This window comes from Microbulbifer okhotskensis (assembly GCF_023895975.1).
In the GTDB taxonomy this organism is placed as follows: Bacteria; Pseudomonadota; Gammaproteobacteria; order Pseudomonadales; family Cellvibrionaceae; genus Microbulbifer; species Microbulbifer okhotskensis.
Window position 1 is genome coordinate 1 of sequence record NZ_JALBWM010000053.1, and the last position, 16,617, is coordinate 16,617.

At 50.6% G+C, this 16,617-nt stretch carries 18 protein-coding genes; all 18 read left to right on the forward strand.

The genetic code is table 11. The features are described 5' to 3' along the window. Positions 1-156 precede the first annotated feature (156 nt). The 18 genes from MO867_RS12630 (at position 157) to MO867_RS12715 (ending at position 16,612) form a co-directional block, all read left to right on the forward strand. Positions 157-792 (forward strand): recombination protein NinG, encoded by a 636-nt coding sequence (locus MO867_RS12630; protein ID WP_252468080.1) that lies wholly within the window; start codon positions 157-159, stop codon positions 790-792. Beyond that, complete coding sequence (locus MO867_RS12635; protein WP_252468082.1) at positions 789-1,457, forward strand: hypothetical protein; 669 nt, start codon at positions 789-791, stop codon at positions 1,455-1,457. The genes MO867_RS12630 and MO867_RS12635 overlap by 4 nt, the downstream gene beginning before the upstream one ends. Before the next feature lie 11 nt (positions 1,458-1,468). After that, on the forward strand, positions 1,469-1,858 hold the full coding sequence (locus MO867_RS12640) for a sigma factor-like helix-turn-helix DNA-binding protein (RefSeq protein ID WP_252468084.1): 390 nt from the start codon (positions 1,469-1,471) through the stop codon (positions 1,856-1,858). Between the two features lie 349 nt (positions 1,859-2,207). Then, entirely contained in the window at positions 2,208-2,585 is a 378-nt protein-coding gene (locus MO867_RS12645) for a D-Ala-D-Ala carboxypeptidase family metallohydrolase (protein WP_252468086.1), read from the forward strand. Then, positions 2,585-2,953, forward strand: coding sequence for a 3TM-type holin (locus MO867_RS12650; protein WP_252468088.1), 369 nt, complete (start codon positions 2,585-2,587; stop codon positions 2,951-2,953). Before MO867_RS12645 ends, MO867_RS12650 begins: the two co-directional genes overlap by 1 nt. Then, the gene (locus MO867_RS12655; RefSeq protein ID WP_252468100.1) at positions 2,950-3,213 is read left to right on the forward strand and encodes a hypothetical protein; all 264 of its coding nucleotides are present in this window, start codon (positions 2,950-2,952) and stop codon (positions 3,211-3,213) included. The genes MO867_RS12650 and MO867_RS12655 overlap by 4 nt, the downstream gene beginning before the upstream one ends. A 5-nt stretch (positions 3,214-3,218) precedes the next feature. Next, the gene (locus MO867_RS12660) at positions 3,219-3,458 is read left to right on the forward strand and encodes a hypothetical protein (RefSeq protein WP_252468102.1); all 240 of its coding nucleotides are present in this window, start codon (positions 3,219-3,221) and stop codon (positions 3,456-3,458) included. Positions 3,459-3,460: 2 nt separating this feature from the next. Continuing rightward, complete coding sequence (locus tag MO867_RS12665; protein WP_252468104.1) at positions 3,461-3,961, forward strand: DNA-packaging protein; 501 nt, start codon at positions 3,461-3,463, stop codon at positions 3,959-3,961. Further along, entirely contained in the window at positions 3,958-5,430 is a 1,473-nt protein-coding gene (locus tag MO867_RS12670; RefSeq protein WP_252468175.1) for a phage terminase large subunit, read from the forward strand. Before MO867_RS12665 ends, MO867_RS12670 begins: the two co-directional genes overlap by 4 nt. Then, positions 5,430-7,463, forward strand: coding sequence for a portal protein (locus tag MO867_RS12675; protein WP_252468177.1), 2,034 nt, complete (start codon positions 5,430-5,432; stop codon positions 7,461-7,463). The genes MO867_RS12670 and MO867_RS12675 overlap by 1 nt, the downstream gene beginning before the upstream one ends. A 17-nt stretch (positions 7,464-7,480) precedes the next feature. Beyond that, positions 7,481-7,726 carry a hypothetical protein gene (locus MO867_RS12680; RefSeq protein WP_252468179.1) on the forward strand — a complete coding sequence of 82 codons (246 nt, stop codon included), beginning with the start codon at positions 7,481-7,483 and terminating at the stop codon, positions 7,724-7,726. A gap of 6 nt (positions 7,727-7,732) precedes the next feature. Then, positions 7,733-8,710 carry a hypothetical protein gene (locus MO867_RS12685; RefSeq protein ID WP_252468190.1) on the forward strand — a complete coding sequence of 326 codons (978 nt, stop codon included), beginning with the start codon at positions 7,733-7,735 and terminating at the stop codon, positions 8,708-8,710. A gap of 12 nt (positions 8,711-8,722) precedes the next feature. Beyond that, a complete protein-coding gene (locus MO867_RS12690) occupies positions 8,723-9,616 on the forward strand; it encodes an SU10 major capsid protein (RefSeq protein WP_252468202.1) in 894 nt (297 codons plus the stop codon). A gap of 37 nt (positions 9,617-9,653) precedes the next feature. Further along, on the forward strand, positions 9,654-9,986 hold the full coding sequence (locus MO867_RS12695; protein ID WP_252468214.1) for a hypothetical protein: 333 nt from the start codon (positions 9,654-9,656) through the stop codon (positions 9,984-9,986). Between the two features lies 1 nt (position 9,987). Further along, positions 9,988-10,602 carry a phage adaptor protein gene (locus tag MO867_RS12700; protein WP_252468216.1) on the forward strand — a complete coding sequence of 205 codons (615 nt, stop codon included), beginning with the start codon at positions 9,988-9,990 and terminating at the stop codon, positions 10,600-10,602. Positions 10,603-10,617: 15 nt separating this feature from the next. Next, the gene (locus MO867_RS12705) at positions 10,618-11,307 is read left to right on the forward strand and encodes a tail fiber protein (protein WP_252468218.1); all 690 of its coding nucleotides are present in this window, start codon (positions 10,618-10,620) and stop codon (positions 11,305-11,307) included. Then, complete coding sequence (locus MO867_RS12710; protein ID WP_252468220.1) at positions 11,307-12,833, forward strand: hypothetical protein; 1,527 nt, start codon at positions 11,307-11,309, stop codon at positions 12,831-12,833. Before MO867_RS12705 ends, MO867_RS12710 begins: the two co-directional genes overlap by 1 nt. Next, positions 12,830-16,612 (forward strand): hypothetical protein, encoded by a 3,783-nt coding sequence (locus MO867_RS12715; protein WP_252468222.1) that lies wholly within the window; start codon positions 12,830-12,832, stop codon positions 16,610-16,612. The genes MO867_RS12710 and MO867_RS12715 overlap by 4 nt, the downstream gene beginning before the upstream one ends. The last annotated feature ends 5 nt before the right edge of the window (positions 16,613-16,617 follow it).

The window sequence follows — 16,617 nt, forward strand, 5'->3', positions numbered from 1 at the left end:
TGCAAACGGGAAACGCTACAAGACCGCCAGCGGCGAGAAAGGCGAAATGCTTCGCATGATGGATATGCATCTGGCCTGGGCAACCGAGCGGGGGCTATTTCTGACGGTGCCAGGGGAAGGCGAATTCATGAAGCTAAAGCGGCAAGCGGAGAGCTAATGGCCATCCGATACCGCAAATGTAAAGTATGCAAAACCCGCTGTAATGTACTGCATGGCATAGTTAACGGGTTAGATTTCGTCTGTTGTGTTGACCACCTTGTTGATTTGGGGTTTCAGCGAGTAGAGAAGCAAAGGAAGCTTGAGGCCAAAAAATTCAGGGCTGAAACCAGGGTACGGAAGAAGGCGTTAAAAACAGACGCCCAAGTAATGGCTGAAGCCCAAAGCTCAATCAATGCCTATGTACGCGAGAGAGACCAAAGCAAGCCCTGCATCTCCTGCAATCGCCCAGAACATGAAGTTGAAGTAGAGCAGGGCTGGAAAGTTGGCGGGGCCTGGGATGCTGGCCACTTCCGCTCAAGGGGTGCCGCTGGCCACCTGAGATTTAACCTCTGGAATATTCATCGGCAGTGCAAAAGCTGCAACGCAGGCTCTGCCAAATTCGCCCACAAAGCGGAGACCGTAGCCGTGCAATACGAACTGCATCTAAGGGGAAGAATAGGTAACTGCCGAGTTGACTGGCTGAAAAACAATAACGGAATCCGGAGATTTAACCGGGAGTATTGCGAAAGGATTAAACGGATATTCAATAGAAAAAGACGGTTATTACAAAAGCGGAGGGAGTGCGAACAATGAAGCTAATGATTATGGGCTATGGCCGTCACGGCAAAGACACATTCTGCGAAGAGTCGGGCATCGACTACGTATCATCATCTAGATTTGCTGTCGAACCAATAGTTTTTCCTGCTCTGGCACCAGCATATGGATATAAAAATTTAGATGAGTGCTATGAGGACCGTGCCAACCATCGAGCAGATTGGCATGAGTTGATAAAGAAATATAACACTCCAGACAAGGCGCGACTTGCTCGGGAAATATTTGGTAAATACGACATCTATTGTGGCATCCGCTGCAAGCATGAATTCCTAGCAGCTAAAGAGGCGGGATTATTTGACCTAGCTATCTGGGTCGATGCTGGTGACCGATTGTCCAATGAATCCCTGGATTCAATCACAGTGCGCCCAGACCATGCCGATATAGTCATTGAGAATAATGGCTCTCTGGCTGAGCTTGAGATAAAGGTTAGGCGGGTTATAAGTGCAATCAAGCCTAGAGAGATGTTAATTAACGAATCCATAGTTTTAGATATTGTTCGGAGGGTCATGCGTGAGTCTGCCGAGAATGCTAGCGAAAACGGGGAGCATGAAGCTTGCGAAAATGCTGACCGTCTACTGGAGATAATCGAAGAGAGAGTGCAGCCCTTGTTCGCTCCTGGTGCAGCCAGTCTTCTACATGAATAAAGGTGAGCTCTATGTCAGAAATAGCAATACGTGACTTATTGTGGGAATGGTCCCGAGCTTATCCAGAGAGGGCTGGTGATTCTGTATCCTGGCCCCGTATGTCTGCATTCAGTCGGGAAATGGCATCAGGGAGTAGAGAGAGTCCCGAGCCGATAAATGAAAAGAGAGCAGAAGAAACCGATCAAGTTGTTGGCGCATACCTTCGCGCAATGAAGGGGTGCAACAATCAAAGCAGAGCGTTTGAGGAGTTAAGGGTATTTTGGCTTCGATATTACCGGAGGTGGGAGCTGCAAGAAGTGGCCAAGACGGTAGGGAAATCTGAGGGCACTGTCAGGACCACTTGCAGAGTCATAGAGAACACCATTGAAACAGTTTACTTAATGATGGAGAGGGCCGCATGAAGGGAGTGTCAGCATTTAACGCAGATTACCTGGCTGGTAGATGGAGGTATAAAGCGACATTTACCGTTATAGATGGGCGGCAGGTATTGGCTCGACCAAAAGGTAAAACTGACATTCGAACTCGGCTTAAGAGGGCCTGGCAGGTGTTCACCGGCAAGGCGGACGTACTTCTCTGGACTGGGCAATAACTGATTTTACATACAGCTGTGTTTTAAATCAGTAGTTACTTGACTGTTAACGGTGAAATGGCTAACATTAGGTAAGCTGTCGAGTTGTATGTGCGACAGTGGATCATCCTTCTTAACCGGCCCCCAAGCCGGTTTTTTTATGCCTGAAATTTGAGACTCCTATGTTCCAAAACGACTACTTCACAGAGTCGGAGTTGGCCTGTCGCTGTTGTGGCAAAAATCATTTTAAAGAAGAAACTCTCAGGCGCCTGATAAAAGTCAGAGAGCGCTTTGCCAAGCCAGTGATTATCACTTCCGGCTACCGCTGCCCAGCACATAACGCTCGGTTAAATGCCACTATGACCCATACCACCGGGCAGGCTGTTGATGTTCAAGTGGCCTTGGGTCGAGCTTACCGGTTAATTCAAATCGCCCAAGAGGAAGGTTTCACCGGTATAGGTGTTAAGCAAAAGGGTGCGATTGGTAAGCGATTCCTCCACCTGGATGACCTTGAATCAGTACCCGGCGAGCGCACCCGCCCCACAGTCTGGAGCTATTAATGATTTCAGCCATATCAAATCTATTCGGCAAAGTCATAGATAAGGCTTTTCCGGATAAGACAGAAGCCAACCGCCTAAAAGCTCAGGTTGATTCGCAGCTGATTGCGATGGATATGGCAGAACTGCAATCAGCTACCCAAGTAATCACGGCAGAGGCATCAGGGGAGTCATGGCTACAGAGAAATTGGCGGCCAGTAACAATGCTTACGTTCGTCGGGCTGATTGTTGCCCACTGGCTGGGCTGGACAGCCGAAAACCTAAGCGAGGACCAAACCCTGGCCCTGCTGGAGATAGTAAAAATCGGCCTCGGTGGTTATGTCGTGGGGCGCAGCGCTGAGAAAGCAGCTAAGGCTTGGAAGCAATCATGACCCAACAAACAGAGCACTGGCACCTTAGCAAAAGCATCTCTATCACTCAGATAGCTAGCATCATACTTTTGGCTGCTGGTTTATTTACTTGGGGCTCAGATGTAGAGAAACGGGTAGGTGAGAACGCACAAGCAATCAAACACGAATCAGCTATGCGTGCCCTAGAGCAAAAACATATTGCTGAATTCAAGGACGATATTCGAACCAGGCTTCAGCGTATTGATAGCAAGCTGGAGCGGTTAATAGAGAGGGGTGAGTAATAACGATGAGAAGCAGAAAGTCGCCAAAGGAAACTGAAAAGCAAGGCTTCCTCAAAACTCTCTTCAAGGGTAAGCCGGACCCATTTAAACCGGGAACCCTGGTCAACATAGAGGCCCAACGCCTCAGGGTGATAGCGTCGGATAAGGATACTGTCACATTCAACGTGAACGGAGTTCCCACTGTATGGCAACGCCAGTGGCTAAACGATTATGACGATGGCCACATAAGCATCTTGGACAAGTAATCATGGCAGCACCTGAAGGCAACCAGTTCTGGAAGGCACGGACTAAGCATGGCCGCGACAAGCTGTTCGCTAACTCTGAATGTCTATGGGAAGCCTGCTGTGAATACTTTGAGTGGGTAGAGGAAAATCCTTTATTCGAATCAAAACTGTTTTCATATCAAGGCGCAATTAGTGAGGGTGTCATACCTAAGATGCGGGCTATGACCATATCTGGGCTTTGCCTGTTCCTGGATATAGACCGCTCAACCTGGACTGCTTGGAAGGCTGACGAAGGTTTTTCCACAATCATTTCGCGAGTGGAAGAGGTTATCTATTCGCAGAAGTTCGCAGGCGCAGCAGCTGACTTGTTGAACCCCAATATCATTGCCCGTGAGCTGGGATTGAAGGACGCCAACACTCATGAAGTATCAGGCCCAGGTGGCGGCCCCATAGAGCACTCCATGACTTTGGCTGAAGCCAACAATCTCCTCAAAGAAGCCGGCATTGACCCTGACACCATATGAATAAGCTGCAATTAGCGGCAGCAATCAAACTGGTAAGACAAGAGCGCGAATTCCTCCAGACAGTGCCGCCCAGGCTTAGGGAACTATTCACAGCTATCCAGCGAGTAATCATTCTTGTTGGTGGGCGCGGCTCAGGTAAATCAATAGCTGGGGCAAAGTTTGTCAAAAAGCGAATGGATATCGGTCAGCGCTGGATGATGGCCCGAGAGTTCCAAAATAGTATTGATGAGTCTGTCCACGCGTTGGTCAAGGCTGAAGTAGATGCTGACCCAAAAGGCCTCCGCTGTGATGCCACCAAGGTTTACGGCTCGAGTGGTGAGGCTCTTGGCATTTACCGGGGGCTAACTCGCAACCTTGAGTCGATGAAGTCCACCGCCGGCCTTAACGGAGTGTGGGTTGAAGAGGCGGCCACCCTTAGCGAAAAGAGCCTGGACTTATTAATCCCCACAGTACGGGAAGAGGGCTCGCAGCTCCTGTTTACTCTGAATCGTGGTTCAAGTGCAGACCCGTTTGCTAAGCGCTTTTTACAACCATACGAAAAGGAGTTGGCCAAGAGCGGGCGCTACTGTGATGACCACCTGCTAATTATCCAGATTAACTACGACGACAACCCTTGGTTTCCTGATGTTCTGGAAAAGCAGCGCCAGCGGGATTTTGAGCTATTGCCAAGAGCCAAGTATGAGCACATTTGGAGCGGGGCTTATTCGGATACAGTGGAGAACGCCATCATAGAGCCTGAATGGTTCGACGCCTGTGTTGATGCACATAAGAAGCTGGGCTTTGAGGCCGTTGGTCAGGAGCGTATTGCCTACGACCCAGCAGACGCAGGCGACGCAAAGGCCCTGGCCTATGTGCATGGCTCCGTGGTATTGGACACAAGGAGCACACAGGCCGGGGATGTGGCCAGCGCAACCGACTGGGCGCTCTCATACACGAACGAGAAGCGCCCCGATGCATTTATCTGGGACGTGGTTGGCATTGGTGCAGGGCTAAAAGGCCCAATCACTCAGGCATTAGAGGGTAAGCGCATAGAGGTTGAGGGTTTCAACGGCGCGGCCACTCCAGAAAGCCCTGACGCGATCTACAAGCCAGAAGACGGCGAGATAAAAGAGCCCAAGACTAACAGGGAGACCTTCGCAAACCGGCGTGCGCAATACTACTGGATGCTGCGTGACAGGATGTTCAAGACTTACCTGGCGGTGAACAAGGGTAAATATATAAACCCTGATGAGCTGCTTTCGATTAATCCTGATATTGAGGAGCTGGCGCAGCTTCGCGCCGAGGTCTGCCGGCTACCACGCAAATATGTTGCTGGTGGAAAAATCCAACTCCTCAGTAAGCCCGATATGAAAAAGCAGGGCATCGATTCACCCAATATGGCCGACGCGCTAATGATGTGCATGGCTGAGGTGACCGTCGACGATGATGACTTCGATTACTCCCAATCAAACCCTGGAATCCGTTACTGATGGCAAAGACTAAAGGCGAAATTCTGAAGCTAGCTGAGCAGTGTATTCAGCTATCAGAAGGTGATGACGATTCCACCAACTCTGATGACCGTGCCCAGGCCTACAAGTATTACTACGGTGAGCCCTTCGGTAATGAACGTGATGGACGTTCTGACTATGTGAGCCGTGATGTATTTGATGCGGTGGAGGATGCCAAAGAGATTTTATTGGAGGTGTTCGGCTCCAACCGGGAGACCGTGAAGTTCACCCCGCAAGACCAGAATGATGTGCTGCAGGCAAAGTTGCGCACCAGCTACTGTAACCGGGTGTTTAATAAAAACAATTCTGGGTATTCTATCCTGCATGACTCTATCCAGGATGCGCTATTAGCCAAGAACTGCACCGCCAAGGTCTACTGGAATGAGGAGACCGAATATAAAACTGAGCAGGTGCAGGGCATCACAGTTGAAGCTTACGAACAGCTTGAAAGTTCTGAGGCTGATATTGTCGAGGCTGTGCAGGATGAAGCCAACGGCCTGATTGATGCAGAGCTTAGGGTGCCCGTTGATGCCTCCAAAGTTGCTATTGAAATCATTGCGCCTGAGCGTGTAGTTCGAGACCCGAACGCCACCGATCCAAGTAAGGCCCGCTTCTGGGGAGAGAAGAGTGAAGTTACCCGTTCCGAGCTGGTTGAGATGGGCTTTAAGCCTGAGCTGGTTGCTGACCTAACTGCTGACGGTGGTTCCCGGGATGAAATGGAAGAGCAGGCACGCGAGGGTGTGACGACTGGCGATGACCTGCTTGGCGAGCCCTCGCAAGAAACCCTGGAGCTTTACGAGCTGTTTATTTGGTGGGATGACGAGGGCGATGGCATTGCCCAATTGCACCAAGTCTTTAAGGTTGGCAATACCATCCTTGAGACTGAAGAGGTGCAGCGGATGCCGTACTTCAGCTGGGCAGCGCTTCGGGTAGCTCACCGATATGATGGCCTATCTACCTTCGATATTGTCGGCGATATCCAAAAGCTCAAGTCGATAATCAAGCGGCAGATAGTAGACAACCTACTGATTTCCAATAATCAGTCTCGCATTGCCAGAAAAGGAGCGTTTGTTAATCCGGCAGACTGGATTGAGAACCCAGTTGGTGCGACTCACTGGGTTAAGGCTGAGAAAGGTGAGCCGATTTCCAACTTTGTGATGGATACCCCAGCCCCACAATTAACACCGCTGACAATGCCCGCCCTGGAGATGCTGAACCAGGACAAAGAGCACCGGGCTGGCGTGTCTCGTTTAACTTCCGGGCTCAATCAGGACGTTATCAGCAACCAAAACGCTGATGACATGATTAACCGCATGACCAGCGCAGCAATGCGACGAATGATGGGCATGGCCAGGCGTTACGCAGAGCTGTTTTTAATCCCGATATTCCAAGAGATTTACACCTTGGCTCTCGAGCACGACCAGGAGGGTTTGCTAGCTGAAGTTGATGGCGAGTGGCAGCAGCTGAACCCACAGGAAATGGGTGAGGGCGTTGATATGGAGGTGACCACAGCCCTGACTCCAGATGATGCCGAGATGCGCGCGCGCACGCTGATGGTGCTGCATAACTCGCTGACTCAGGGTGCGCAGATGGACCCTTCATTGCAGGCCATTTACTCACCACAAAATAAATACTCTGTGCTGCGCGAGATATTCAAACTGTCTGGCCAGCCTTCGCCGGAATTCCTGACGGATCCAAACAGCGCTCCGGCACAACTGCAGCAACAGCTAATGCAGGCCCAGCAGCAGCTGCAGCAGATGACCATGCAAAACCAGCAGCTCCAGATGGCAATGCAGCAGCTCAATCAGCAGGAGCTTGGCATTAAGGCTCAGGACGCGCAGACAAGACAGGCGAAAGCCCTGGGTGACCTGGACCTGAAGCGCCAAAAGCAAATAACAGACGCCTCATTGGGTGACCGCAAGCAGTCCTTGGCCGAGGATGCTGAAGCGCACGACCAAGCAATAGATGACCTGGGGCTCGCCATGGAGCGCGCTGAGGTCAGGGTAACAATCTAGCCATCTAATTAAATCCTATGAAAAAACTACTTAAGCGGGTTGCTAATGCCTGCCTGCCGCCCTGTGCGCGCTCGGTACATGCCAAGCAACTCTGGGATAGCCCTGTATTCAAACAGGCGGTCAAGGACGTGGTAGCCGATATCCAGGGCGAATGGCTCCACTGCGAAAACCCACAGCAGCGAGAGGAACTGCACCGCCAGTCCCGCGCCCTGCATCGAGTCACCGAAAAATTAAACAGCTATTACCAACCAACAGAGGAATAACCGGCTATGTCGGACTCCAGCAATAACGCGATCGATGAAGCAATCTCCGGTGTATTAGGCGAGATGGAGGACTCGGAAGAGCAACCAGAAACCGAAACCGAAAACCCGGAAGTAACCGAAACTGACCTTGATACTGAAACCGAGGAAGAGACTGAGGCTTCGGACTCCGAAGAGGAGCAACCAGAAACCGAGGAAGAATCCGAAGAGGGGAGCGAGGAAACCACCGAGGAGGCGGGCTCAACTGAAGAGTCTGCTGTTGATGTCGACGGTGAAAAGGTATCGCTGATTCAAGTGAAGGCTTGGCGTGATGCCGAAAAGAACTTTCAGGCCGGTTACACCAAGAAATACCAGAAACTGGCGGACACCCAAAAGCAAGCTGACCAGAAATACCAGCAGCTTGACCAGAATTTGCAGTTCCTTGAAAACCAGCTGAAAGGGCCACTGGCACAGTTCGACAGCGTTAATTGGCAGCAGCTACAAGCCAGTGACCCGGCGAAATATCAGCAACTGCACGGGCAATACAAGGTTGCTCTGCAGGGATTTCAGCAGGTTGAGGAAGCCCGCAAGAAACTAAAGGAACAAACCGAGGGGCAGCGCAAGGCCGACCACCAGCGCAAAGCTAAGGAAGCAGTAGAAGCTTTGCAGGGGATGCATTCTGACTGGAGCAATGAGCTGTACCACTCAGTGCTGAAGTATGCAGTCGAGAAGGGCGTGCCCCAGGAAGAAATTGCAAGCGAAACCCGCCCTTGGGTGATTTCCGCATTACTTAACCAGATGAAGGCCGAAAAGGCCCAAGTCAAACCTAAACCAAAACCCCAAACACTAAAACGCACGACTAAGCAGAAGGTGGCACTGAAACGCGTTGACCCAAAGGTGAAGAGTAAGGCAGAAATGTCAGCTCTACGCAAGCGGGCGTTAAAAGGTGATGCCAAAGCGGAAGCTTTCTTGATGGATAAAGTTCTGCAAGATGCGGGCGCTTACTAAGGAATTTAAACCGTGACTACCACTTATGAAGTTGTCGGCAATGCCGAAGATATTGATTCCATTATTCACTCTGTATCGACCGTGGATACACCAATGCACAACCTAGCCCGCAAGGGTAAGGCTGATGGCATCCTTGTTCAGTGGCAGCAGCGCGAGCTGGCCCCGCCAGGGGAGAATGCGCGGGTAGAGGGTGCGGATGCAGGAGCAGCGGGATATACCGCGACTGAAATGCTCAACAACTACACCCAAATTATGGAAAAGGTTTTTGAAATTTCGACCTCGCAGGAGGCTGTAAAAAGCCACGGTCGCAAGTCAGAGATTCGCGACCAGGGCACAGTCAAAGCCAAAGAGCTTAAGCGTGATGTTGAGTATGCCTTTACTGGGGATTGGGATGCGGCACCAAATGGCGGTGCTGTAGGCACTGCGCGACGGATGAAGTCCGCTGGATACCAAATCAATGCGGACAATCGTGTTGACGCATCCGGGTCCGCCCTGGACAAGGATAACATGGAGACTTATATCCTTGACGGCCTACAAAAAACCTATGAGGCGGGCTCCCAGGTCGATACTGTCTACCTTACTCCCACCCAGTCCCGCATCTGGTCTGATATTGCAAGGGCTGAAGGCCGCACGCGCGATGTAAAAGGCAGCACGGTGGTTAATTTTGTAGATACCTATGAAACCCCTTTTGGTCCTGTGGCCATTGCCCTATCTCGCTACCAAGACCCGGAGACGATACTGGGTGTTGACAGCGATTTATGGCAGGTAGATACGCTGCAAAAAACCAAGCTGGAGTCGCTACCAAAGACTGGTCATGCCAAAAAAATGATGTATTCGACAGAGCTAACCCTTAAGTGCTTAAACAATAAGGGTTCGTTTATGGTGAATGGGGTTAATTACTCCTAACAGTTAACAGCAAACCTAACCAGGAGAGGGAGCCTTTGTGCTCCCTTTTTTTATGTTCGAAGATTTTTTAATTCAAGATGACAAAGTGGTTCAGGTTCGTGCGAGCAGTGATAACACCCTGAAAAAGAATGCTGCAGACCGCAGGGAGTTGGCTTTGACTTGGCTGAGGCAGAACCCGGAAATTAGGCCTGTTGCAACTCTCGATACAACTATCCAGTTCGAGATCATTAAAAAATATGGGCCTGAAATGGACCCCATACGCGTTGGGAAAATGACTGCTGCCGAGTACAGAAAGTACAAGCGCATTATTGCATCCGAATATCCAGCGCTCTGTATCAAGCCATCTCAGCGCTATCACCACGGTAACTAATATGGCAATCACCAAGTACGGCGAATTAAAAACCGCAATTGCCCGATGGATGGAGCGTGAAGACCTGGACGATACCATTCCGGACTTTATCAGCCTGGCGGAAATGCGTATTTGCCGAGAGTTGCGCGCAAGGGTGAATGAATCCCGGCAAACCTGGACGGGATACGACAGTGGCGCGGGCCTGGATGTGCCTGCCGATTATCTCGACGCCCTGGCCTTTACTTGCGATGACAAGCCATTAACCCGTATCGGTGAACAGAAGTATCAAGCATTACTGGCGGACGGCTCCTATTCAGGCGACCCCAAATATATTGCCCGGCAGCTAGGGCATTTCTTTATCTATCCGGCCCCTGATAGCGATTCAATTATTGGCCTCACGTACTACCAGGATATCTCCGGTTCACTCGATGCCGACAGTGACACAAACGCTGTGCTTACCGCTGCGCCGGACATTTATCTATTCGGCGCTCTCGTTGAGGCTGAGTCATACATGATGAACGACAGCCGCGTTTCGCTCTGGGAGGCGAAGTTTCAAGACCAGCTCAAACAATTAAACAGTATGGCAGATGAGGAAGCGCTTTCTGGCTCAGCCTCAATTGTTTGCGCCGCTTATTAAGCCTGGAATCAGAATATGCCTATTGAAGATGCTAACTATATCTCTGAGCTGGATAGTAATAACCCTGCGCAGGGGGACCCTGCTGGGTCAGGCGATGACCACCTCAGAATACTCAAAAAGGCCATAAAAAACACTTTCCCGAATCTATCCGGGCCAATAGATTTAAACCACGAAGAGATTAATGAATTACCGGATTCAATAACCCAAGGAATTAGCGAGGCTATTGACGCTCTCTCCATAATTCCTATTGGTGCAATTGTTATGTGGTCCGGCGATACAGTCCCAGAAAATTGGGTGCTGTGCGATGGCGAAAATGGAGCACCGGATTTACGTGACCGGTTTATTGTCGGCGCTGGCTCTGATTACAACGTGGGTAGTTATGGCGGCGCGAAAACAAAATATACAAGCGAGACAGGCGGGCATGACCATAGTGGTAAAACCGGTGGAACGGCTATCACTGTCGACCAAATGCCATCACACAATCACGGGTATGCAGGGCAAGTTCTAGTCTATCCCGGTAACGAAAGCTCTAGCTTTGGCCCGGATTACGACCCATCAGATAAAGATGGCAAGACTGCCTCCTTGCAATCTGAAGGGGGTGGTGAAGTGCACGACCACGCGATTGATGCAGGCGGTGAACACAAACACACCGTAGACGTGAGACCCCCATATTACGGTCTCGCATTTATTATGAAGGTCTCCTAATGCCATTTTACCCAATTCGACAACTTGGCGAGCGAGGCATTAATGCCGACCAGCCTGCCTATGAACTGGCAATCAATGAATTCAGCTTTGGCCGCAATGTTCGATTTGCTAATGGTGCAGCCCAAACCATGCCAAGCCCACTTGCCCTAGAGGACCTGGCAGAAACCCCGGTATGGGGTGAGGGTTGGATTGCTGATGGTATCCCTCAGCTGGCCTATGCCTCAGCAAGTAAGCTGTACCGCCGTGAGAATGAGGCGTTTGTGGAGCGCACCGGCAGCGATTATTCATCCGGATACAACAATGATGACTGGCACAGTGAAGTCTGGGGAGAGTCTGCAATATTCAACAACGGCATCGATATTCCGCAAATCATTGAGCCGAATGACACTGAATTTAAAGACCTGCCGAACTGGCCAAGCAACCTGCGGGCAAAGTGCTTACGGATTTACAAAGGCTACATGATTGCACTTGGTGTAACTGAGGATGGTGTGAGCTATCCCAATACAGTGCGCTGGAGCGATGAAGCTGAACCTGGGACAGTGCCAGAGACTTGGGATGTTGCCGACACTTCAAATTTGGCTGGTGCAAACCCCATTGATGCGGGCGCAAGCGAGCTTGTCGACTGCCTGCCAATGGGCTCGGCCAATATCGTTTACAGCCATGACGCCACCTACTTGATGCAACACGTTGGTGGCCAATTTATTTTCTCATTCGAAACACTTTTCGACCAAGGCATTCTCTGCCGGAATTCGGTAGCCGCCTTTGACCGAAGTCACTTCGTGGTCGGCTCCACGGAAATCTTTATCCATGACGGCCTAACTCCTCAGCCGATTGCTCACCGCCGTGTAAATAAAATGTTTTACGGCGAGCTGGCACAGCGAGACAGGGTGCGCTGCATTGCCAACCACAAAACCAAAGAGGTTTGGGTTTATTACTCCACCAGCACAGAGGGGCCAGCAAACCGCGCCTTGGTTTACAACTGGCTGGATAACACCTTCACTTTTGTCGACCTGCCAAGCGTTACCTGCGCGGTATTCGCACCAAAGCAGGGAAAGATTATTACCTGGGATGAGCTGGCGGGGCTGAGCTGGAAAGAATTAGCCCAGAGCTGGGGCGATATGTCAGAGACGACATATTACCCAGTGATGTACTACTTCACTGATGGCCAGTTGATGGAGGCCGACTATCTCGCCACTGCTAACAGCACTGAAGCAGTTTATCTTGAGCGCACTGGAATCGACCTCGACCAATTTATCAAAGCACCCTCCAAGCGCTGGAAGTTGATTCGCCAAATAGTCCCGCAAATAGAGGGCTCTGGCCAGGTACGAATAACTATCGGCGGCTCTGATACCCCGATGGGTGCAGTACGTTGGAGGCAGCCGCGTACCTTTGACATTGCAACAGGATTAAAAGTGGATTGCCGGGTGAAGGCTCGCTATCTCGCCATTCGCATCGAATCTATTGATGATGGATTTTGGCGATTAACTGGGTGGGACTTGGATTTACTGCAGGTGGATGGACGATGAGCTATAGAACGGGGCCAGGACTGCCGCGCACACTTCCAGAACTATGGCAGTTTGTGCGCCGTGAATTTATGTCCATCGAGCGGCTTTATACTCGCGTAGAGAAAGAGGCGGCTGACGCACAAGAGAGTGCAGACAGTGCAGGTAGTACAGCAGGTGATGCGCTCTCGCAGGCTAGTAGCGCCACTCAGGCAGCTTCTGATGCTCAGGCAGATATTGATGGGGCGATAACAGAGCTTGACAATATTGCCTCGGATGGCCAACTGCACCCTTCTGAGAAGCTTAGAGCAAACCGTGAATACAATGAGCTAATTAGTGAGCAGGCTGGCATAGAAAACCAAGCTTCCGCTCTTGGTATTGTGGCAGAGAAAAATAGCTATACCAATGATATTGCAGCATTAACCAGCTATCTATTGGGTTTGTCTCCAACCTGGAACGCTACTGATAGCACGACCTCAATCTCTCGTATCTCTTGGAATAGTAGCTGGCAAGCTGTTTATGGGGCTCGACAGACACTACTAAATAAGATCGCCTCCGTTTTACAGGGGCTAGCCAATGCCGCTCAGGGAGCTGCTGACGCTGCAAGCGATGATGCTCAGGCAGCCCAAGAGGATGCTGATAGCGCTCAATCCACAGCAAATGATGCTCAGACTGATGCAGCTACAGCGCTGGCTGACCTTGACAATATTGCTTCTGATGGTCAGCTGCACCCGTCAGAAAAAATAAGCGCGAACAGGGAGTACAATGAACTTATTAGTGAGCAGGCGGGAATTGAGAGTCAGGCCACAACCCTGGGAATTTCTACAGAGAGGGTTAAATACACTGACGACCTGAGTGCCCTAACTAGCTATCTACAAAGTTTAGCGCCGACTTGGAACTCACCTGATAGCGTCACTCCTATTTCTCGCACATCCTGGAATAGTGTGTGGCAGGCGGTTTACAGCTCCAGGCAGGGACTGTTGAATAAAATTTCGGCTGTTTTGAAAAGCTTAGCTGATGCAGCCCAGGCTTCCGCCACTGATGCAGGTTCACAGGCAGGGGCAGCACAAATGGCAGCCGACAATGCTCAATTAGCGGCAGATGGTGCTCAGGCTGATGTTGATGGAGCCCTGACGGACTTGGCAAATATTGCCGCTGATGGTCAGCTCCATCCTTCCGAAAAGATTAGGGTGAACCGCGAATACAACGATTTAATCAATGAGCAAACAGGTATTGTTAATCAGGCAGCCGATTTAGGGGTTACTACTGAAAAAAATAATTATTCCAGTGACATAACTGCATTGACCAATTATTTATTGGGCTTATCTCCCGCTTGGAATGCAACGGACAGTGTCACGCCAATTTCCCGTACCTCATGGAATAGCAAGTGGCAAGTAGTTTATGAATCCCGGCAAATTTTATTAAATAAGATTTCCGCAGTCTTACAGCAGCGTGCTGATAACGCGCAAACCACTGGCGATAACGCTCAGGCTGATGCTGATGCAGCCCTGATTGACCTAGGGGATATATCTTCAGATGGCGTGTTGCATGCGAGTGAGAAGCTGTCCCTAGCTCGCGAGTACAGCCAGCTAATCAATGACCAGACTGAGCTGGATGTACTGGCAAGCAACTTTGGAACCGCTCTTGATGCTGAACGAGCTGCATTTACTAATGCTTTGGCCGCATTAACTAGTTATTTGCAGGGGCTAATTCCAGCTTGGGATGACCTCTCTGAGAAAACCTCAATTAGTCGCACTATTTTCGATACTAATTGGGACTATGCCCACGATATGAAAACTGCGCTATTGAGCGCAGTGGTTGAAGCCACCCGAGAACAAGCCTTTTATGCTACTCGCAATGTTATTGGCTACGATGAGGCCACTGGACAGTTTACCGACGAAGGCATATTGATTGGCTCAATGCAGAGCGTGCGCCGTGCCCAGCTGCGTGCACAGCAAGCATCGGCTTCGGTTTTTATTGATGCATTTTTGGATACCACGGCCGTCAACGATTGGCCTATCGTTGCGGGTAATAGCGATAGCAATATTTACTACGTAAAAACCGACGACTCTGGTGCGCGCGCAGGCGGCAATGTATTGCGTATCGGTGGTGATGGCAGCGGAAATTTCGCTTCGGATGGTGAGGCGTGGATTGAGTATGTGGAGCGCTTCCCGTTTGATCCTGGCGAACTCTACCGCATCAAGACGCGGGTGTGGGTAGGCAACGAGGGGGATACAGACAGGAAGCTGTATATCGGGGTTAGCGGTTTTGGCCGTGATGGAACTCGGTGCAACATCGGCGGTGAAGACAGTACCAGTAGTCAGCATTATGTGGCCTGTTCGGGAGTATCTGCGGCGGAGGATGGCTGGCAGGAGTACACCGGTTACTTTCAGGGGAATGCTAGCTCCAGCGCAGAGATAAATTCGACCGGGAAAAATACTATCGCGCAGCCTGCAAAACTACATGCTGATGTGCGCTATTTCTCCCCATTTGTTGTTGCCAATCATGGCGGCAATAAAGAGGGGCGAACGCAGCTGGATTATGTCCGCATTGATAAGGTTGAGCCTACCGGCAATGGGCTTTACCTGAAAATAAATAGTGGATCGAGCCTGGGAGATGATACGAACCCAGGTGAGGCGCAATTGTGCGGCTTTGATTCCAATGGCAACCCCGATGGCAGTTTGCCTGGCTGGTTTATCTGGGACGGCGAGAGGGTAACGGTTCCGGCTGTTCAATTAAACCCAAGCTTGTCTGGGCAGTTCTATATCGTTACCGATACAGATGGATCTTGGACTTCAAGCCGCTCAGCGCTGCCGGTATCTATTGAGCGGGGGCAGTACAAGTATCACTACTACGACGGGTCTACGACCCAACGGGTTTCATTTACTCCAACGGAAAAACTGTTGATTATTGGGGAGATTTATCTCTCGGCAACTGAGGTGGTTGACAGTGGTGGTGTCTACCAAAACCCGCGCCCCCTTATTGGATTTTCTCAATATCTCAGCGGCCTTAATGCAGAGGGTCAAATCGCAGACCAGCGCAGCCTACAGCAAAATATGGGCTCAGTGGCGAGTTTGCCAACAAGCAGTAGCGTACTATCTTCCTCCGATAATGGCTCTACCGCAAAAATAACAATCTCTTCCCACTCAGTTCAGTACGCTGGTTTTACTGTTAGCTATAACAGTGGATCAATTACCGGTCTTAATTTTTCCACTACTTATTACGTTTATGTAGATGATCCAGGCTATGACGGGGGAGGGGTCACTTACTACGCGACCACCCAGATTTGGCAGTTGGCAGCCGGTATTGGCCGTCGCGCGGTGGGAACCATTCAAACCCCCGCTAATGGCGGCGGTACTACAACCCCCACTGATCCGTATTGTGTTGCTGCAGGAAGCTGGTTGCGCGAGGGCTTACTGGCCGATAATTGTAAGACTGGCGACCTGATCGACTGCTGGGACTTGGGCGACAGTGATACCCATCTAGCCCCTATTGAAGCGACAAGTCCCCAACAGGAAATCCCCTGCGTGCTGCTGACTATGGAGAGCGGCGCTCAGGTTATTTGCAGTAGAGAAACCCCGGTTACAGATAAGTCTGGCCGCGTCTATCTGGCTCAGGATTGCCAAGGCGTTGAGCTGGGCGTGCTGCATGAAGATAAGCCGCTTATCTGGAAACCGGTGGCCAGTGTCGAATGTGCAGGCCTGCGCACCGTATACAAAATTTCCGTTGGCAATATCAGCTATGCCGCAGGTGTTGACCCTCAGCACCGAGTAATTACCCATAACGCAATTTATAAACCTTAAGGAGA